This is a genomic window from Gluconobacter sp. P5B12, from assembly GCF_018812035.1.
Taxonomy (GTDB): Bacteria; Pseudomonadota; Alphaproteobacteria; order Acetobacterales; family Acetobacteraceae; genus Gluconobacter.
In genome coordinates, this window is sequence record NZ_JACRVV010000002.1 from 374,761 (window position 1) to 392,231 (window position 17,471).

Sequence of the window (17,471 nt, forward strand, 5' to 3'; positions counted from 1 at the left end):
TTTCCGGCTCGGGCCTCTGTGGCCCGACCGTTTTTTCTAACGGATAATCATCTTCATGATTTCGACGCTCCCTGTGCGTGGCTGGCGACTTGCCGGCCTGATGGTGCTGGCAGGGGCGTTTTCTGCCCTGTCTCTTCCGCCTGTCTGTGCGCTTTTTGTGCTCCCTCTCGGGCTGCTGGTCCTCTATCGCGCCTCTGAGGATGCGGCATCCTGGAAGCAGGCTGCTCTTTGCGGCTTCCTGTTTGGAATGGGATTTCACACGGCAGGCCTGTATTGGCTGACCAATGCCATTCTGACGCGTATCCATCAGTTCTGGTGGGTCATTCCGTTCGCGGCTCCGGGTGTTGCGCTCATTATTGCCCCGTTGATGGCTGTTCCCGCGGTTCTCTGTCGTCTTGTGCCAGCTGGGTGGCGGCGTATTCTGATGTTCGCCGGAAGCTGGACGGTCGTCGATATGGCGCGCGTCCTGATTTTTTCAGGCTTCCCCTGGAATCCACTGGGCAGCGATCTGGAATTGCCCGGTTCGATCGGCAATGCGCTGATCCAGCCCGCGTCCATTCTGGGTGTCGACGGCCTGACTCTTGCGCTGGTCCTGGCATCTCTGGCGCTTTTTCGTGGGCGTGTTGCTGTTTTAAGCGTGCTCGTGTGCAGCGTGCTGTGGCTCGGTGGCGGCTACTGGCGGCTTGCCACAGTAACTCCGTTGCCGATCAGTAATCCGCGTGCGGTTCTGGTTCAGGGGAATGTCTCGGAAAATGAAATCATCAACCGGCAACAAAGCGTCGAAAATTTTCGGCGCTACCTCCGCCTGACGGCTCAGGGAACGCAGAAGGCCCGATTGATGGGCGATGACCGGCCTGTGGTTGTCATCTGGCCAGAATCCGGCTTTCCGGGGCTTCTCGACGAGGATGAACTGGCCCGGCAGGTAATTGCCCATGCAGCCGGCGGTGCTTCGGCAATGATCGGGTCAGATCGTGAAGAAAATGGCCACTGGTACAACAGCCTCGAACTGGTGGATCAGGATGGCAAGATTACGTCCATCTACGACAAGAGCCGTCTGGTGCCATTTGGGGAGTACCAGCCTTGGATCATTCCCTTCAACGTGCTTCCAGGAGTTCTGACGCCCGGGCCCGGTCTCAAGACATGGGATCTTCCCGATATTGGCCGCGTCGGTCCAATGGTTTGCTACGAGATCATTTTTTCCGGGTCTGTCGTTGCACGGCATGATCGGCCTGACTGGCTGGTCACCATTTCTAATGACGCCTGGTTCGGCAATAGTGCTGGCCCGCGCCAGCATCTTGCCACGGGCCGTCTGCGGGCAGTGGAAGAAGGTCTTCCGGTTGTCTTCGCGAACAACACTGGCATTTCTGCGATTTATGATGCGGCCGGACGCGAAACGGCTCGTCTGGGTTGGGGCAGGGCAGACGTGATGGTCAGTGATATTCCGTCACCACTCTCACCGACGATCTTCTCCCGATACGGGCGTGCCATTCCGTTGGCTCTATCGCTGCTGTGCGTAGTGCTCTCGTTCTGGCCAACGGTTCGCCGAAAGAGAGAGCGGGTTGTAATGCGTCAAAAAGGTTAATATTGACAATCTAGGGTTGTTTTATTTACCTTCTCTTTGTCTCAGGGGAGGATTATCATGTCTACGGGTCACGTTAAGGCCGAGCCAAAGAGTGCTTCGGCTGCTGGCCCGGTCGATGTGCATGTCGGAAACCGCATTCGGCTGCGGCGCACGCTGATGGGGCTTTCGCAGGAAAAGCTTGGAGAGGCGCTGGGACTCACGTTCCAGCAGATCCAGAAATATGAACGTGGTGCCAACCGCGTAGGGGCAAGCCGCCTCTATGATCTGGCGCGTGTCTTGGATGTGCCGATCGGTTTTTTCTTCGATGATATGCAGGATGCGGCCCCCAAGGCAGCACCTGTACCCCTTCAGCCCTCAGTCACGACCGGCTTTGCAGAAACGCAGGCCACTTTCGGCGGTCCGCCCCGCAAAGCGGTTCAACCGCCACGGCTGTTTGATCTGCCAGCTGATGAAGCGGCGCTTTTCAGCCGGCGTGAAACGGTTGATCTGGTGCGATCCTATTATCGCATTCCAGATCCTTCCGTGCGAAAGCGAATGCTGGACCTTATCCGCAGCCTCGGCCCTGCAGAAGAATAAGCCAGGGTCTATTCGCGGCGCAGGATGCTATCGTTCAGGAAGGACGAAATCTTGCCCGCTTTGAAATCGGCCCGCAGCCGGTCTTCATCGTACTCGGTCTGAAGCCAATCCATGAAGGAAAGACGCCCTTCGGCTTCAGCGCGGTAGCGCAGGAAAAATGCATCCAGGATTCCCGTGCGGGACCGGTTGAAATGTCCGAAGCGCCAGTGCAGCTGCCTGAGAGCGTCTGTTGCCGTTCCCCCCTCAAACATCACAACCAGCCCCGAAGCTAATCCTGCGCGGTCAGCTCCTGACTTGCAGTGCATCAGCATTGGAAACTGAAGGGTCTGATACATGGCATGAAAGCGCAGGATGCGATCCTTGTGTGGCGCGCCCCGGCTCTCAAACGCCATATCCAGATGCGTCAGACCCAGCTTCTCGCTTGTGCTGCGAGAAAGAGCGTCTGACCCACATTTACGATGTCCGCGCAGGTTTACGAGCGTCTTGAGGTGAAGCTGCTTTGTTAGTCTGCGCAGACGTGACGGTGTTGGGTGGTTGCAGCGCCACACCTTGCCAGGAACGACTTCCGCAAGATTTGTCCAGCCGAGGCGAAAGATGGAATGGTCCACAAAGAGACTGTCCCACCAGGCCCGTCGCAGCGTAGCGGCAGAAGTAATCCGGCCTTCAAACATCAAAAACGTCCTCGACTGTGAGAGCATGAAGCAGCTTCAGGCAGCGCTGTGTCCCACTTGAGATGGGGATGCGTCAACCGCAAGGAAATGGTAATGTCAGCTTATGCGGTGGCTTTCTCTTTCTCTGATGGTGTCCTGCCTGTCCCTGACGGGATGTGGTGTTGGTTCAATGTTTGACGGACCGGCTGCGGATATGACCGCACTTCCCCCGCCGGGAGCTGCTCCGGATAGAACCTCTCATCGTCGCTCGCATCCAAGCGGCGTATCCTATGTGGATGATGCCCCCGTTATGCCGATGCCGCCGGGTGGAATGAGCGAGGAAAACCGTCCACGTGAAAGCAGCGATCCGTCTTCTGAAGGGATGACCTTCGGGACCGGTGGTATGGGTGGCAACACAGCCGATATTACACCGCGTCCCGCAGTTCCGGATACAGAAGTGTCGTACGGCAAAAACAGTGGAAATTAAGAACGACAGGGCTGCGAGCGGCGGCTGACGGTCTGGTCTTCATGATTGCGTAACTATTGGCGTGGTAGGGCGGAAGCAGTCCTCACCAGTGGGCCGAGTTGACGTCTTGGAGACCAGAAATGACCGAGCAGGTCGCGGCAGATATTAAAGAGCGCCTTGCCTTTTTGGGAATTGGAGCCAGTGAAAAAGCCCTGATATCCCGAATTGGCCAACAGATCCGCCGGATCTTGCCCCCTGCGCTTGACCGGTTTTATCGACGTGTGGACGAGACACCGGAACTGGCACGTTTTTTCTCGAGCTCCTCCCAGCAGAATACAGCCCGCACACAGCAGGAAAAACATTGGAGCCGTATTCTCGAGGGTGATTTCGGCCCCGACTATGTCCAGAGTACGCGTGCGATTGGGAATACTCACGCTCGTATTGGCCTGGATCCACAATGGTATATCGGCAGTTACGGGCTGCTGGTCGAAGGTATTGTCGCAGGTGTTATTCAGGAGGCTTGGCCAGAACAGAAACAGGGCTTTTTCGCGAGATTGTTCGGTAAACGCCGATCTGTTCTGACCAGCCAAGACGTTGCTGCGCGGGTCGGGCTTTTGGTCAAAGCCGCGTTTCTGGATATGGAACTTGGCCTTGAGACATACACTCTGAATCTGGACGGGCAGGAGCGTTCCCGCGCCGAGAAAGAGCGCAACGAAAGTCTGTCCGCTCTTTCCGAAGCACTTGCAGATTCGCTGGACCGCATGGCCGAAGGAGATCTTGTACAGGACATTGATCCTGAGCTTGCCAGCCAGGCAGCGCGGATGAGCGGGGCATTCCAGCGCGCTTGCAGTGGACTGGGGCGGATTGTGCAGGGGGTACGCTCCACGTCTGGTGTCGTGGAGCACCGGGCCCGAATGATCAGCAGTTCATCCGAGGACATTGCCTGTCGTATTGCGGAGCAGGTTGACGCCCTGGGAACCGTATCGCGCAACATTACCCAGTTGACGACGTCCGTAAAGGAAGTGGCTGAGGAAGCGCGCCAGGCAGATGAGACGGTCGAAGCCTGCTGTCATGAAACAGGGCAAAGTACGGAAGTTGTTGCTCGGACAGTTGAAGCAATGGCCAAGATCTCGGCATCATCCACACGAATTGTCCAGATTATTGGCGTTATTGATGAGATCGCTTTTCAGACAAATCTTCTGGCTTTGAACGCAGGCGTAGAAGCGGCACGTGCCGGCGATGCGGGGCGAGGTTTTGCTGTAGTTGCCCAGGAGATACGTGCACTTTCCCAGAGGTCTACAACAGCCGCCCGTGAGATCAAGGAATTGATCAGCAGCAGTATGGAAGACGTGGAGCGTGGCGTGACGATGGTCGACGAAACGGGGGCTGCGCTTGGTAATATCAGCGCATCCGTGAATCGACTGGGGAAAGCTGTGGGACAAATTGCCTCAGGTGCAGAGGCTCAGGCGCAGCGGATCATGGATATCAACACCAGTACGACACAGCTTGAAGCCGTGACCAAGACTAACGCGGCGATCGTGAGGCAGATGAGCAACTCCAGTCAGGAGTTGGTGGGGGATGCCGCCCAGTTGATGAAGATCGTCATGAACTTCAAGGTTCAGAACGATCTTCCTGCATTGCATCGGGTCTAAAGAGGGGCCTCTGTCAGAGAGAGCGCGCTTCTTCCGGCAACATAATGGGGATGCCATCCCGGATTGGAAATGCCAGCTTCGCGCGGGGGCTGATAAGTTCCTGCGTGTCACGGTCATAGGTGAGCGGCCCTTTGGTGAGGGGGCAAACCAGCAAGGACAGGAGGCGAGGGTCAAGTTCAGTGTTCATGGTCATTCCATGCCTTTTGCCAGAAGATCCAGCAAGACCCCGGCGCGGTCATCCAGTGTACTTGCTTCAAGAAGAGCCTGTTTCTGTTCAGAGCTGAACGGAACAAGCATCGGCAGAATGACGAGCAGCATGTCATCATCCATTTCATCAAGCAAAGACCAGTCCGTCTGTAGCTGATGTGCTGTCAGATAGCTTTTCAAACGGCTTAGCAGACGCGCCCGATTGATCGGGGAGGGGTCGCTTTCCAGCAGGTCTGAAAAGAAAGGTGAGGCGTCAATAGTGCCTTCTCTCCAGCCCCGTTGTGTCAAACCTTCCATCAGCAGTCTGAAACGAGTGATGCCCAGAAGCGTGATGGAAAATGTACCGTCCGAGTGTTCTGTGAAGCTGGTGATTCGACCAAGTGTCCCAATGTTATGCAGGACGGGAAGTGGATCCGTTTCGTCTTCTTCCTGTGGCTGTATCATCCCGATGAGTCGGCGCCCCGCGAGAGCATCTTCCAGAAGGGCGACATAGCGCGGTTCAAAGACCGTCAGAGGCAGATGCCCTCCTGGCAGAATCATGGCTCCAGACAGTGGAAAAAGCCCGACCCGCGGAGGAATATCCGCAAGGGTAAGGTCCGCAAGAGCTGGAACCCTGCGCGGGATATCATTCAGATCCAGAAAGGTGTCGGGCGTTTTCGTCATGGGATTACGAGAACAGCAGAGAAGACAGCTTGCGACGCGCAGCAAGCGTTACAGGGTCCGTATGGCCCCACGCTTCGAAGAAACGCAGCAGTTCCGTTTTGGCAGCGCCTTCATTCCAGTCACGGTCCTGACGGATAATGCCCAACAGGACATCCGCAGCATCCGCGCGATTTCCCGCAGCATTGAGCGCGCCAGCTAGTTTGAGCTGGATATCGAAGTCAGCAGGTGAGACCGCGGCTTGTTGTTTGAGAGTATCCAGTTCGGAAACCGCTGCCGCACCTTCTTTCTTGAGAGCGAGTGCTGCGCGCGCGCCTGTGATTTCAGGATGGTTATTAAGCTTGGCAGGGATCTGGCTGGACGCTTCTTCTGCCCCTTCCAACTCATCAAGGGCCAGAAGCGCACGCAGCATCCCGCCCCATGCTTCAGGGTTTTCAGGTTCTGCATCGAGAACCTGCGCGTAGAGGCCGACAGCTTCTGCGGGCTGGTTTTCGGCAAGGGCTGTCTTGGCTGCGGCCAGAATATCTGCTGCGGGCATCGTGCCGCCAGCAGCTTTCAAAAGCGATTCGACAAAGTGGCGGATTTCACTTTCTGGCTGCACACCTTGGAAAAGATCCAGAACCTGACCCTTCCAGAACGCGACCACGACGGGAATGGATTGAAGCGGAAGCCCCATCTGAGCCAGTTGAGCCGCGAGGGACTTGTTGGCCTCTACATCGACCTTGACCAGACGAACCCGTCCGTTGGCAGCATGGACGATCTTTTCCAGAACGGGCGTCAGCTGTTTGCAGGGGCCGCACCAGGGGGCCCAGAAATCCACTAGAACCGGGATCTGCTGGCTGGCCTCAACAACGTCCGCCATGAACGTCGTCTGATCTGCTTCGACGATGTATGCGGCCTTGCCTGAAGACGGGGACTGGCCAATCAGATGTTCGTCAAAAGTGCTGCTCATGGAATGGAAGCCATCCTGCTGGGAAAATCTAGTTCCGTTGAAGATCGGGCCTGATGGCTCTGTGTGCAAGGGCGCTTTCGTGGGAACGCCTCTGATCTCGTCAGAAGATCAGGCTTCTTCATCGCAAGAAACGGCACGGGCTGAAAAATTGACTGGAGGGTACATTTTCTCTCTTGCATGTCTTCGTAAGTTCAGTAATAACACCGCCCACGGAACGCGGGTGTAGCTCAGGGGTAGAGCACAACCTTGCCAAGGTTGGGGTCGTGGGTTCGAATCCCATCACCCGCTCCAGTTTGAAAAAGACGCCTTAGGGCGTCTTTTTTCGTTTCTGGCTTAGTAAATGTTTCCTGATCAGGAAAATGCTTTTCCGCTCGTCTTTCCTCTTGCGGATATTGCAAGTTTCCGCCATAAGCCGCCTCACGGAATGCGGGTGTAGCTCAGGGGTAGAGCACAACCTTGCCAAGGTTGGGGTCGTGGGTTCGAATCCCATCACCCGCTCCAGTTTGAAAAAGACGCCTTAGGGCGTCTTTTTTCGTTTCTGGCTTTCGTTGCCACAAGATGGTGTCCCGCTACGAGAAAACTGCGCGGTCGTAGAAAGTGCAGCGACGGTCAGGCTGTCGTTCAGCCCTGATCCAGCTTGCCCGCGAACTGCATTAATCTTGGATTTGGAAAGCCGTTCTACGCTTAAGAGGTGGGCGTAAGTGGCTCTTCGTCAGCTTTCTGAGGCACGAAAGAGCTGTTTATTTTGGGAATGACCGCGCGAGCGGAGATTGGCCACAAGCCACTGCGTTGGCCATCAACTGACCAACTAGACGTGCCCTTTGTCGCGCCAATGCTGCCTGGCCGTTACGCCTGAAAATAAAAGCGGCCAGTCAGAATAATCTACTGGCCGCCGTGTAGGCTTAGAAGAACTGGATGTGGCTCTTGAAGCCCAGCATTGCTGCGTTGTGCAGTGCAGCCTGACCGCCGGGACGGAAGTAGTACTGGAAGTCCGGTGCAAAGGTCACGCCGCGCATCACATGGATACGGTAGTTCGCTTCGAGCACTGCGCCGTAGCTCTGAATCCCGTAAGAGCCATTCATAAGCGACATCCCACGAGCAAGCTGTAGGCGCTGGGTGTCGGAAACGCTGCCTGCAACACGAACATAGGTGAAGTTCACACCGATGCCGTCCAGTGGCCGAGCCTTCCAGAATCCGCTGTCCACAAACCCGATTTCATACTGCTGGGCACGCGTCTGGGTGCGGGGGCTGTTGGCATAGAAGCCGCCCAGTACGACAAGGCCAGCGTCCGGGTTTCCGGGCGTATGGTGGCGCCAGACCATTTGGTCCGCCAGGAACCAGGCTGCCCAGGAATAATTGACCGTACGCTGGGTCTGGCCCGTGATGACATACGGGTTCCCGTTGACATCATAGTAGTTGTCTTTGTGAGGCGCATTGTCGATGGCGTAGCCGACCTTGTAGTGGCCTGGCAGGTGGTCCTTACCGACCAGTGGCTCCCAGCCAGCTTCCACTGGCACGGCTTCACCATTGATGTCCGCACCGTTGAACTTAAAGCCCGTCCGGTACTGAACGTTGTTGTAAATGCCTGCCTGCGCGAAATACACGCCGGTCTGGATGTATGTGCTTTTTGTCGGGCGGACGCGGATACGGGCTGCCCACACTGCATCAGGGTAGGACGAATGGGTGGTATTATCAGACGATGCCTTCGGGTTACCGCAGAAGGCATTGTTCTGGAAGTTGCAGTACAGCGGGTTGGCGGAGAAGTCGTTCAGGAACGGAATACGTCCGGCAGCGACGTCAAAATGACCATTTGCAAGCGTTTCTTCACCATAGGCATAGACAAGGTGCACCACCACGTTGCCGCCTGCACCGTAAATTTCGGAGCTGGGGTTCAGGTTGTCACCAAACATGCGACTTGCCGGAATACCGTAACGACCGACAACAACGGCATGGGTTGAGAAGCCGCGGATACCAGCAAGCTTTTCCCAGTCGATATCGTTCTCAAGGCTGTACTGGCCTGCGTTGCTGCTACCCTGACGAAGCCCGTAACCTGGTGTCGGCTTGGTGATGGCGCCCGTGTATTCGTTGGTGTTGTCCATCATGATCGCAATACCGCGGTCACGAAGCCATTTGTTCCAGCCGAACGGGTTGGTCAACAATGCCTCAGGCTTGGGAAGCGGTGGCACCTGCTCCTTGTCGAACGACATGATCGTTAGAGGCGTGTTGACGCGAACACTCGGGTTTTCTGAGTTCTGGTCCGGCCAGTCCATAACCGTGATGGGAGCGAGAACGCGCACGGTCGTAACCTTTTCGCCAGCCTTTGACTGAACGACGGTCGTGACAGGTGCGGGAGCCTTGGTCGCGCCTTCAGCGGCAGCGATGGCGGGCGTAAAAGAAACCGCACAGGCTGCGGCATAGAGATGCAGGCGAGACAAGTCTCTTATCCTCGGGTATCAGGTTGCGAGATCTTCGTAACACTTTTTCCGGGATGAAGAACAGAGATTATGAGATAAATTTCGAAAATATCACGCTCATATGATATAGGCTTCATTTCTTAGGAAAAAACAAAGCCTATACCAAGCGATGTAAACTATAATCCGTATAAAACGGATCACAACATCGTATTATTTGGCTGCTGCGAGTGCTGCCTCGATGACTTTACCAGCCTCTTCCTTGCCAGCCCAGCCTGTTACCTTAACCCATTTGTTGGGCTCAAGATCCTTGTAGCGCTCAAAAAAGTGCTCAATCGCCTTGCGTGTGATCTCTGGCAGGTCGTCGATGGATTTCACGTCCGTGAACTGCGGATGGATCTTGTCGTGCGGGACGCAGATGATTTTCTCATCCTGGCCGCTCTCATCTTCCATCTTCAGCATGCCGATCGGGCGTGCACGGATCACGGCGCCAGGAACGACGGCTGCCGGAGCCAGCACGAGGGCATCAGCCGGGTCACCGTCAGCGGCGAGGGTGCCAGGAATGAAGCCGTAAGCTGCCGGATAGGCCATGGGCGTGAACAGGAAACGATCCACGAAGATCGCGCCGCTATCCTTGTCCACTTCGTACTTGACCTGAGAGCCCTGCGGGATCTCGATAACTACATTAATGTCGTTCGGCACGTCTTTGCCGGGCGAGATCTTGGAAACGTCCATGATGTTCACGTCCTGAACTGGTTTTAAGACGGCGGAACCTTAGCTGTCCTGCGCCTTTCTGCCCAGAGCGGAAGCAAAAACATGATAGGGAACTGGCGTGCCGGTCGCGGGGTTGAGAGCGCTCGACAGATCGCCAGAAACGCAAAACGCTCCAGCACAGGGCCGGAGCGTTCGTAGAAGCCGATAAACTCGGAAAGTCAGGGTCAGAGAAGCGGCTGTGCGGCCTTCAAAGCATTGTGGCAGGCTGCGCGACGGTCATCTTCGTTGGTGTAGGCCACCAGATAATAGCGCTTGCCGTTGCTGTTGAAGAAGCCAGAGGTGCCAAGAGCATAGTCTTCATTGCCAACCGTCTGTTCGGTGGCCTTGTACTTTTCGCTCAGGCCGTAAAGAGCCGGGTTGCCTTCATCATAAGAGAGATACTGCAACTCGATGCAGTAGTTCATGATTCCTGCAAGATTGGCAGGAGAGACGCCCGTGAAATCTTTGCCAGGCGTGCCCTGAACGGCAGCAGGAGGCGGTGGCGACTGTTCCTGGGCCATAGCAGCCGTGGACATCACGCCGAGGCCAAGAGCTAGGCCGAGAGCGGGCACGATACGACGAAACATGACGGTATCCTTTCTGAAGACCCTGTCTTCCCGCGGCACTCCGCGGTTGAAACGGAACATTTCCCCCCTTTTCGTGAAAAGAAAAGTCTATTTCAGAACATTTCTTCGTGAGCACTCAAACCGGCGGGTCGAGATAGGGGCTTTTTGTGTCAAAGAATATCTTGTTGGTGTCCAGTTCCGTCGCAATGACGTCCAGAGCGGTGAGGGCGGCAATCAACACGAAGCGCTGGCGGGGGCGCGATTCGGTTGTTTCACAGTCTCGCAGTCTTTGAATGGCGAGGAGGGTGGCGCGGAGCGTCCGTCCGTAATGTCCATGATAACGACCACTGAAATGACTCATCCGGGCCAGCACCAGTTCCAGCGCCTGATGTGCACGGGGGTTGAGAGACGCATCATGGTCTATGGCGCGCAGTCGAAGCAGGTTCAGCATGACGCGCATCGCGGAAAGAATGCCCGCCAGATAGGCGTGGACCACAGGAGACGGTGTATTTCCTGAATTGGTCATCAGGCGAACGAAGCGATCCACGTTGCGTGAGACCACTGTATCAAGCGTGGCGTTCGTTTTCCCTTCTGCAATGTGATGCAGGTCCTGAAGGATGTGTTCGCGCATGGTCCAGCGTTGGTGCGCTGGGTCATAGGGCAGAAAAACGCGGTACATCCATGATGTGTAAAGCAGGCCCAGAACGAGCGGCATGGCCGTATTGAAATAGACGATTTCATCCGTTCGGCCCTGATTGGAAGGGCCTAGAAGGATGGGCAGGAACAGATTGTAAGAGACGGCCGGAAGCGTCAGTGGCGGATAGGCGAAGGCCAGCCCGCCTAACATCATGGCAACGCCAGACCACATTCCGAGCATTTCGAATGTTGTGGGTTTTCCCAGCAAAAGCAGATCGAGCACGCCCCCAGCCAAAACGGCACAGCAGGCACCATGCAAAAAAGCCTGTGTCGCAAGGGCTGGGCGTTCCAGCGTCGAGAACAGGCTGCATGCAATCGCGACAAACATGATGAATGTCAGGCCGCTGGGCCACGCTGTCGCAATCCAGATTACACCCGCCCCGAAGACAGTCACCGATGAGCGGAGGCTGTTAACGATGGCCTGCCGCCAGTCCCGGTAGGATCGGATAGGCTCATGGAAATGATCGTGAGGCTGAGGATTGCGGCTGGCTTCGAACTGCCGCAGGGCCATTCTCAGGGCATCAATCAGTTCGACCAGAGACTGCTGCAACATGCCGTGGCGAAGCATGGCAGCGCGGTCTTCTACTTTGGGAAGAACAGTATCGAAATCTTCTACGACCCGGCGTCGGCAGTCCCGCCTGATGTCTCGCAGATCGCCCAAAATTGCATCCATGCTCTCGGTACTCTCCAGCCTCGCGGGCAAGGCGAGAAACATGTGCTGGATCGCTTTGGCCTGTTCGAGGAAAGCGTCATCCTGACTGAGGGGAAGGCGCATCAGCGTGGCAAGGTCCATGGCCCGTGCCAGAAGAACAGCGATGTTCGCCAGGGCGGCTCGCGTATGATCGCCCGCATGGTCCTGTCGTCCCAGCTCGACCTCAGCGAATTCAACCTGATCCCCTAAAGTGGTGATCCGGGTGAAGACAGACTGCATGGTCTCCAGAGCATCCGTCTTGCCCGCCAGGATGTCCGCGATGGTTGAAAGTGCTGGCTTCAGGGTGTCTTCAAAAGTGCTGGTGAGTTGTTGGCGCGTTCGTTTCGTGAGGCCGAGCTGGAACAGTCCAGAAATCGATGCTTCCAGAACAATGCCCAGCACAATGTATGTGGCGCGCGAACTCGCAATTTCGAAAATGTGGTGTGGGTCCGCGATCCCATCGAGGGAGACAATGGCGTAAGTGAAGCCCGTCGCCCGCATACCATGAATACGGTAGTTGGTCATGGAAGCTGGCCCCGGCATGAACGTGCCTATCAGGCAGAACAGCCCGATGCCTGCGGCCAGAAGCAGAATGAACATCAAGGGCGCCTGAGGGCAGGCTGCGACGAGTATCACGCCGCAGATCACGCCCAGCACCATGCCGAACAGATGCCATTTCGCCTTTGCCAGACTGCGCCCGCGTGTGCCCTGCGCGACCATCCAGACGGTCAGGGCTGCCCATTGCGGGCTACCAAGCTCCATCTTCAGGGCAATCCCCAGCGCGAGCAGGGACGTCAGAGTAGTTCGGAGAGCGTAGCCGGCCATGACCGGGTCCGGGCTGTAGAGCCAGCGGAATTTTTGCAGAAAAGCTGTCGCGCTTGCCTGCATCACCGAATGTGCGGCGTTGTAATGTGTTTCAATGAGCGTCCAGCCACGTCTTCCCCCAGAATAATGAAAACCGGTAGGTGCCTTCTCGAAACGGCGGCAATGGCCTTCTGAGGCCAGTCGGGGACGGGAGGCGTTTTGACACATAATGCAAAAAAAGACATTTCACCATGTCAGCCCTTGCAAAAATGCGTCAGGTGAGCGATTTCGTGCAGCTACCGCGCGCCTGTAGCTCAATTGGTTAGAGCCGGCCGCTCATAACGGCTTGGTTGGGGGTTCGAGTCCCTCCGGGCGCACGGTGTTCTATTTTGTCTGGCGAGCCTGTCTGCCGCCGCTCATTCCGCACTCCACCACCGAACAGGAGACCTCATCATGGCCGCCTACCAGTACGTCTACGTCATGAAGGATCTTACGAAGGCCTATCCGGGTGGACGTGAGGTCTTTAAGGGCATCACCCTTTCCTTCCTGCCCGGTGTGAAGATCGGTGTTCTCGGCGTCAACGGCGCGGGTAAGTCCACGCTGCTCAAGGTGATGGCCGGGATCGACAAGGAATTCGGCGGTGAAGCCTGGGCGGCCGATGGCGTCAGGATCGGCTACCTCGAGCAGGAGCCGCAGCTTGATGAAAAGCTGACGGTTGGTGAGAACGTCGCTCTCGGTTTTGGTGAACTCAAGCGCGCACTCGATCGCTTCAACGAAATTTCCATGCTGTTCGCTGAGCCTATGTCCGATGAGGAGATGACCAATCTTCTCTCGGAACAGGCCGAGCTGCAGGAAATCATCGATGCCGGTGACGGCTGGGAGCTAGATCGGAAGCTGGAGATCGCTCTCGACGCGCTGCGCTGCCCGCCAGCAGACAGCCCGGTCGACAAGCTTTCCGGTGGTGAGCGTCGCCGCGTTGCGCTGTGTCGTCTGCTGCTTGAGAAGCCTGACATTCTGCTGCTCGATGAGCCAACCAACCATCTTGATGCCGAGAGCGTCAGCTGGCTCGAAAAGACGCTGCGTGACTATCAGGGCACCGTCATGGTCATCACCCATGACCGTTACTTCCTTGATAACGTCACGAACTGGATTCTGGAACTTGAGCGCGGCCGTGGCTATCCGTTCGAAGGCAACTACTCATCCTGGCTGACCCAGAAGCGCAAGCGCCTGGCTCAGGAAGAGAAGGAAGAGAGCTCCCGCCAGCGCGCTCTTGCTGCCGAGCAGGAGTGGATCAACAGCTCGCCTAAGGCACGTCAGGCGAAGAGCCAGGCTCGTATTACCAAGTACGAAGAAATGCTGGCAGCCAACTCCGAGAAGGTTGGTGGCACGGCGGACATCGTTATCACGCCGGGTCCGCGCCTTGGCGGTACGGTGATCGAGGCTGAGAACCTGACGAAGGGCTTTGGCGATCGTCTGCTGATCGATGGCCTGAACTTCAAGCTTCCGCCTGGTGGCATCGTGGGTGTGATCGGTCCGAACGGTGCGGGTAAGTCCACGCTGTTCAAGATGATCACCGGTCAGGACACGCCGGATGGTGGCTCTCTGAAGGTCGGCGAGACGGTGAAGCTCGGCTATGTCGATCAGTCCCGCGATACGCTGGATGGCAACAAGACCGTCTGGGAAGAAATTTCCGGCGGTACGGACGTCATTCAGCTTGGCAAGCGGACGGTTCCGTCCCGCGCCTATGTCGGGGCGTTCAACTTCAAGGGCTCTGACCAGCAAAAGCGCGTTGGCATCCTGTCGGGCGGTGAGCGTAACCGCGTTCATCTTGCCAAGATGCTCAAGGAAGATAGCAACGTCCTGCTGCTCGATGAGCCGACCAACGATCTTGACGTTGATACGCTGCGTGCCCTCGAAGATGCTCTGGCAGACTTCGCTGGCTGCGCCGTGGTCATCTCCCATGATCGCTGGTTCCTTGACCGTTTAGCCACGCATATCCTGGCTTTCGAAGGCGACAGCCATGTCGAGTGGTTCGAAGGCAACTTCCAGGACTACGAAGAAGACAAGCGACGTCGCCTTGGTCCGGATGCGACTGAGCCGAGCCGTATCAAATATCGCCCGCTGGCCCGCTAAGACGGACCGTTCCTTCTGCACGTCACCGGGACAGGATCACCTGTTCCGGTTTCTGACGGTTTGAGGAGGCCCGCTTGTTAGGGCGTGAACTCCGTACTGCACGTCTGGTTCTCACTCCGGTCAATTGGCCGGATCTGGAGGACATGATTGCTCTCAAGGCTGATGCCGGTGCTTTTGGGCAAATGCTTGGCGGTGTGCGAAGCCGCTTCGATACGGAAAAGGAAATGGCCGAGGACGTTGCGTTCTGGGCCAGGCGCCGCATTGGTATCTTTGCTATTCGTGAAAATGGGCGTTTTGTTGGAATAACAGGCGTTCACGAACGCCCTGATGGCCGCGGTATCGGACTGAGATTTTCAATTTTCCCATGGGCTACTGGCCGGGGCATTGCCCGTGAAGCTGCGGCTGCTGCCATTCGGTATGTTCTGGATGAAGGGGAGCCACGGATTGTAGCTGTGGCTCGGGAAGATAATTTGGCCTCTCGCGTCGTACTCGGCAGTATCGGCATGCGTCATGTTGATACCTTCACGCGTGATGGTAATACGATGTTTCTCTACGAGATTACCCCTGCCTGATACGCAAGGGGTACTGAGCGTTTGTTTCCTGCCGCATCAGGTATTACTGATTGAAGCCATACGGTATTTTTTTCTAAGGAATAAAGTGTGGTTGATTTTCTGAAAAACATTGGAAAAGCGGCGTTTTCTGCCGTCATCATGGGGCTGGCTGTATTGCCGAGCGCACGGGCTGACGCCCCCAAGGCCCCTGAACCGGTCGTGGGTGGCATGCACATTATTGATCGTACGCTGGTTTTAGCCGTGGGAGGCACCGAGATCGTAGCGCTCCCCCCGAACCTGCAGACGGCATCCATCAGCTTGCCGGATGTTGTGCATGTGAATCTCGTGTCCCAGAAGGTCGCAGAAATTCTGGCCCATCATGACGGACAAACAGATGTACTCTTTACGGGCAAAGACACAATCTATCGTTTCCACGTCACTGTGCAGCGGCCTACCCGATAAAACTCGCTGGTAAGACAAAGCACAAAAAAAGGCCTCCTGTTATGGAGGCCTTTTTTTTATCGTCATGCTCGAGAGAACGGCAATCAGTGATGATTGCTGAGCTGACGCTCCAGAGCTGCGTTGAGTGCACCAACATCGCCGCCGTGACGGGCCAGATAGGAGCTGTAATCGCCGCGCTGATTCATGCGCAGGCTGGCACCTTCACCATACATATCCACCACCTTCGGCGGGTTCCCACCGATGATGAGCTGCATGTTGACTTCTGGCTGGCCCGGACGGTCAATCAGCGCGTTGACGCGTTCGCCATCCGGTGTCGGGCTTGTGCCGGTCACACGGAAGCTCACGCCCTGGTAGTTACCGATCTGGTCCGTGATTGTGTTGACCAGAACCTGATCGAACAGCTGAAGGTATTTCTGCTGCTGTGCCGGGGTGGCGGTGCGCCAGTAGCGGCCGAGGCAGTAGCGGGCAATGCCCTGAATATCCACATTGGACTGAAGAAGCGGAAGGACTTCGCGCTTCTTTTCACCCAGTGGCTTGCCGGAATTAACGATGCTGACCAGCTGGCCACCAAAGGAATTCACGAAATCTGTTGCCGGATTGGCATGAGCGACGCCAGCCCCGAAAGTGAGGGCTGCAGCAAAAGCACCAAGAAGGGCCCGGCGCGAAAAGGCTTTAAGCATGCGTTTGTCCTCAGTTGTACCAGTCTGGGGTGGTGGCGCGGTGATCGTTCGTCATAGCGTCAATCTGGCTCTGGCGGTTCTGCTGCCAGGCACTGCGGACGTAGGAGTACGGATCAAGGCTGTCCTGCTCCAGATGATCGATCTGATCCACACTGTTGGCAAAGCCATCAACCGTTCCAAGAATATTGTAGGCCCAGTTGAATGTCAGCAGGCCATAACCTCTTGGCACATAATTGATCGGGGTGAGAGCCTGACCAATCGCATAGCCTGCGCCATCGCGGAAGTTGCTGGGACCAACGAACGGAATGAAGAGGTATGGGCCGCTCTTTACGCCCCATGTTCCCATGGTCATCCCCGGGTCAGTCTCATGCTGTTTGTACCCGACCAGACTGGCAACATCGAAGAAACCGGCCACTCCCGCACTCATGTTGATCGTGAAGCGCATGAACGAATCACCCGCACGACGAGGCTTTCCAGCCCCTACATCAGAGAAGAACACCGCAGGCTCACGCCAGGTTTCATTGATGTTGGAAATACTATGCCGCACCGGTTTCGGAACAGCCCAGATCCAGGCTTTGGCCACGGGGCGCAAAGCCACGTGATAAGCCCACATCTGGACGTTATACATCTTCCGGTTCAGCGGCTCGTACGGATCGTTGGCAGCCTTGTAATCAGCAAGGTCGTCCGGATCTTTCGGCGGGGGATTATGCAGGGAGCTACAGGCCCCCAGCGTCAGCAGTGCCAAAACGCCTGCAATGGCTCTGCCACGACGCGAGCGCGTCGCCCTGATACCGATTCTGTCCTGCCGAGAGTCCATAACCATTCCTCAAAAACCCCACTCCGCGGGCGTGCTCACAAAGACTTCATCTGAAAACGGAAATTTTCGAAATCCGTTCCCATTCAATTGGTGTGCCGCCGGCGGAGCCATGAGCCGTCCGTCGCGGAAAACTGCGGAAGGCCGTAGTCATAGCCTATACTG

General features: G+C 56.5%; 17 protein-coding genes and 3 tRNA genes. 10 read left to right on the top strand and 10 right to left on the bottom strand.

The features are described from left to right. The first annotated feature begins 55 nt into the window (after window positions 1-55). A complete protein-coding gene (lnt, locus tag KP702_RS05750; RefSeq protein WP_237389897.1) occupies window positions 56-1,582 on the top strand; it encodes an apolipoprotein N-acyltransferase in 1,527 nt (508 codons plus the stop codon). A gap of 57 nt (window positions 1,583-1,639) precedes the next feature. After that, a complete protein-coding gene (locus tag KP702_RS05755) occupies window positions 1,640-2,158 on the top strand; it encodes a helix-turn-helix domain-containing protein (RefSeq protein WP_202207092.1) in 519 nt (172 codons plus the stop codon). An 8-nt stretch (window positions 2,159-2,166) separates the two neighbouring features. Here the strand turns inward: KP702_RS05755 and KP702_RS05760 are convergent, their stop codons facing one another. Then, on the bottom strand, window positions 2,167-2,829 hold the full coding sequence (locus KP702_RS05760; RefSeq protein ID WP_202207093.1) for a tyrosine-protein phosphatase: 663 nt from the start codon (window positions 2,827-2,829) through the stop codon (window positions 2,167-2,169). Between the two features lie 103 nt (window positions 2,830-2,932). Here KP702_RS05760 and KP702_RS05765 point away from each other — a divergent pair, with 103 nt between their 5' ends. Together KP702_RS05765 and KP702_RS05770 are read left to right on the top strand one after the other, a co-directional pair. Then, the gene (locus tag KP702_RS05765) at window positions 2,933-3,295 is read left to right on the top strand and encodes a hypothetical protein (RefSeq protein WP_202207094.1); all 363 of its coding nucleotides are present in this window, start codon (window positions 2,933-2,935) and stop codon (window positions 3,293-3,295) included. A 119-nt stretch (window positions 3,296-3,414) separates the two neighbouring features. Further along, window positions 3,415-4,926: a globin-coupled sensor protein gene (locus KP702_RS05770; protein WP_202207095.1), complete on the top strand. Its 1,512-nt coding sequence runs from the start codon at window positions 3,415-3,417 to the stop codon at window positions 4,924-4,926. A 13-nt stretch (window positions 4,927-4,939) separates the two neighbouring features. Here the strand turns inward: KP702_RS05770 and KP702_RS05775 are convergent, their stop codons facing one another. Genes KP702_RS05775 through KP702_RS05785 form a run of 3 tightly spaced genes read right to left on the bottom strand, consistent with a single transcriptional unit; the run spans window position 4,940 to window position 6,745 of the window. Further along, window positions 4,940-5,119: a Trm112 family protein gene (locus tag KP702_RS05775; RefSeq protein WP_046900670.1), complete on the bottom strand. Its 180-nt coding sequence runs from the start codon at window positions 5,117-5,119 to the stop codon at window positions 4,940-4,942. Next, the gene (locus KP702_RS05780) at window positions 5,116-5,796 is read right to left on the bottom strand and encodes an LON peptidase substrate-binding domain-containing protein (RefSeq protein ID WP_202207096.1); all 681 of its coding nucleotides are present in this window, start codon (window positions 5,794-5,796) and stop codon (window positions 5,116-5,118) included. The genes KP702_RS05775 and KP702_RS05780 overlap by 4 nt, the downstream gene beginning before the upstream one ends. Before the next feature lie 4 nt (window positions 5,797-5,800). After that, window positions 5,801-6,745 (bottom strand): co-chaperone YbbN, encoded by a 945-nt coding sequence (locus KP702_RS05785; protein WP_202207097.1) that lies wholly within the window; start codon window positions 6,743-6,745, stop codon window positions 5,801-5,803. A 216-nt stretch (window positions 6,746-6,961) separates the two neighbouring features. Here KP702_RS05785 and KP702_RS05790 point away from each other — a divergent pair. After that, window positions 6,962-7,036: transfer RNA gene (locus KP702_RS05790), tRNA-Gly, on the top strand. Between the two features lie 135 nt (window positions 7,037-7,171). After that, window positions 7,172-7,246 (top strand) — tRNA-Gly (locus tag KP702_RS05795). A 401-nt stretch (window positions 7,247-7,647) separates the two neighbouring features. On the opposite strand, the gene KP702_RS05800 is transcribed toward KP702_RS05795, so the two are convergent. The 4 genes from KP702_RS05800 to KP702_RS05815 all read right to left on the bottom strand — a co-directional run bounded on the left by KP702_RS05800 (window position 7,648) and on the right by KP702_RS05815 (window position 12,750). Next, window positions 7,648-9,180, bottom strand: coding sequence for a carbohydrate porin (locus tag KP702_RS05800; protein ID WP_215768631.1), 1,533 nt, complete (start codon window positions 9,178-9,180; stop codon window positions 7,648-7,650). A 189-nt stretch (window positions 9,181-9,369) separates the two neighbouring features. Beyond that, window positions 9,370-9,891: an inorganic diphosphatase gene (gene ppa, locus KP702_RS05805; protein ID WP_046900674.1), complete on the bottom strand. Its 522-nt coding sequence runs from the start codon at window positions 9,889-9,891 to the stop codon at window positions 9,370-9,372. A 203-nt stretch (window positions 9,892-10,094) separates the two neighbouring features. Further along, the gene (locus tag KP702_RS05810) at window positions 10,095-10,496 is read right to left on the bottom strand and encodes an alcohol dehydrogenase (RefSeq protein ID WP_202207099.1); all 402 of its coding nucleotides are present in this window, start codon (window positions 10,494-10,496) and stop codon (window positions 10,095-10,097) included. 115 nt (window positions 10,497-10,611) lie between these two features. Then, window positions 10,612-12,750 (bottom strand): FUSC family protein, encoded by a 2,139-nt coding sequence (locus KP702_RS05815; protein WP_202207267.1) that lies wholly within the window; start codon window positions 12,748-12,750, stop codon window positions 10,612-10,614. 219 nt (window positions 12,751-12,969) lie between these two features. On the opposite strand from KP702_RS05815, the gene KP702_RS05820 reads away from it, so the two are divergent. The 4 genes from KP702_RS05820 (at window position 12,970) to KP702_RS05835 (ending at window position 15,812) form a co-directional block, all read left to right on the top strand. Continuing rightward, a tRNA-Ile gene (locus KP702_RS05820) sits at window positions 12,970-13,043 on the top strand. Between the two features lie 76 nt (window positions 13,044-13,119). Further along, window positions 13,120-14,799 (top strand): energy-dependent translational throttle protein EttA, encoded by a 1,680-nt coding sequence (ettA, locus tag KP702_RS05825; protein ID WP_202207100.1) that lies wholly within the window; start codon window positions 13,120-13,122, stop codon window positions 14,797-14,799. 74 nt (window positions 14,800-14,873) lie between these two features. Continuing rightward, window positions 14,874-15,371, top strand: coding sequence for a GNAT family N-acetyltransferase (locus tag KP702_RS05830; protein ID WP_202207101.1), 498 nt, complete (start codon window positions 14,874-14,876; stop codon window positions 15,369-15,371). A gap of 87 nt (window positions 15,372-15,458) precedes the next feature. Further along, window positions 15,459-15,812, top strand: coding sequence for a pilus assembly protein N-terminal domain-containing protein (locus KP702_RS05835; protein WP_202207102.1), 354 nt, complete (start codon window positions 15,459-15,461; stop codon window positions 15,810-15,812). Window positions 15,813-15,895: 83 nt separating this feature from the next. Here KP702_RS05835 and KP702_RS05840 read toward each other — a convergent pair whose 3' ends face one another. Both KP702_RS05840 and KP702_RS05845 read right to left on the bottom strand, forming a co-directional pair. Next, complete coding sequence (locus KP702_RS05840) at window positions 15,896-16,492, bottom strand: phospholipid-binding protein MlaC (protein WP_202207103.1); 597 nt, start codon at window positions 16,490-16,492, stop codon at window positions 15,896-15,898. A 10-nt stretch (window positions 16,493-16,502) separates the two neighbouring features. After that, complete coding sequence (locus tag KP702_RS05845) at window positions 16,503-17,309, bottom strand: VacJ family lipoprotein (protein WP_215768632.1); 807 nt, start codon at window positions 17,307-17,309, stop codon at window positions 16,503-16,505. Window positions 17,310-17,471: the final 162 nt, after the last annotated feature.

Coding starts and splice junctions, on each gene's coding strand:
- lnt (WP_237389897.1), top strand. CDS start 56: ATGATTTCGACGCTCCCTGTGCGTGGCTGGCGACTTGCCGGCCTGATG.
- KP702_RS05755 (WP_202207092.1), top strand. CDS start 1,640: ATGTCTACGGGTCACGTTAAGGCCGAGCCAAAGAGTGCTTCGGCTGCT.
- KP702_RS05760 (WP_202207093.1), bottom strand. CDS start 2,829: ATGTTTGAAGGCCGGATTACTTCTGCCGCTACGCTGCGACGGGCCTGG.
- KP702_RS05765 (WP_202207094.1), top strand. CDS start 2,933: ATGCGGTGGCTTTCTCTTTCTCTGATGGTGTCCTGCCTGTCCCTGACG.
- KP702_RS05770 (WP_202207095.1), top strand. CDS start 3,415: ATGACCGAGCAGGTCGCGGCAGATATTAAAGAGCGCCTTGCCTTTTTG.
- KP702_RS05775 (WP_046900670.1), bottom strand. CDS start 5,119: ATGACCATGAACACTGAACTTGACCCTCGCCTCCTGTCCTTGCTGGTT.
- KP702_RS05780 (WP_202207096.1), bottom strand. CDS start 5,796: ATGACGAAAACGCCCGACACCTTTCTGGATCTGAATGATATCCCGCGC.
- KP702_RS05785 (WP_202207097.1), bottom strand. CDS start 6,745: ATGAGCAGCACTTTTGACGAACATCTGATTGGCCAGTCCCCGTCTTCA.
- ppa (WP_046900674.1), bottom strand. CDS start 9,891: ATGGACGTTTCCAAGATCTCGCCCGGCAAAGACGTGCCGAACGACATT.
- KP702_RS05810 (WP_202207099.1), bottom strand. CDS start 10,496: ATGTTTCGTCGTATCGTGCCCGCTCTCGGCCTAGCTCTTGGCCTCGGC.
- KP702_RS05815 (WP_202207267.1), bottom strand. CDS start 12,750: ATGCAGGCAAGCGCGACAGCTTTTCTGCAAAAATTCCGCTGGCTCTAC.
- ettA (WP_202207100.1), top strand. CDS start 13,120: ATGGCCGCCTACCAGTACGTCTACGTCATGAAGGATCTTACGAAGGCC.
- KP702_RS05840 (WP_202207103.1), bottom strand. CDS start 16,492: ATGCTTAAAGCCTTTTCGCGCCGGGCCCTTCTTGGTGCTTTTGCTGCA.
- KP702_RS05845 (WP_215768632.1), bottom strand. CDS start 17,309: ATGGACTCTCGGCAGGACAGAATCGGTATCAGGGCGACGCGCTCGCGT.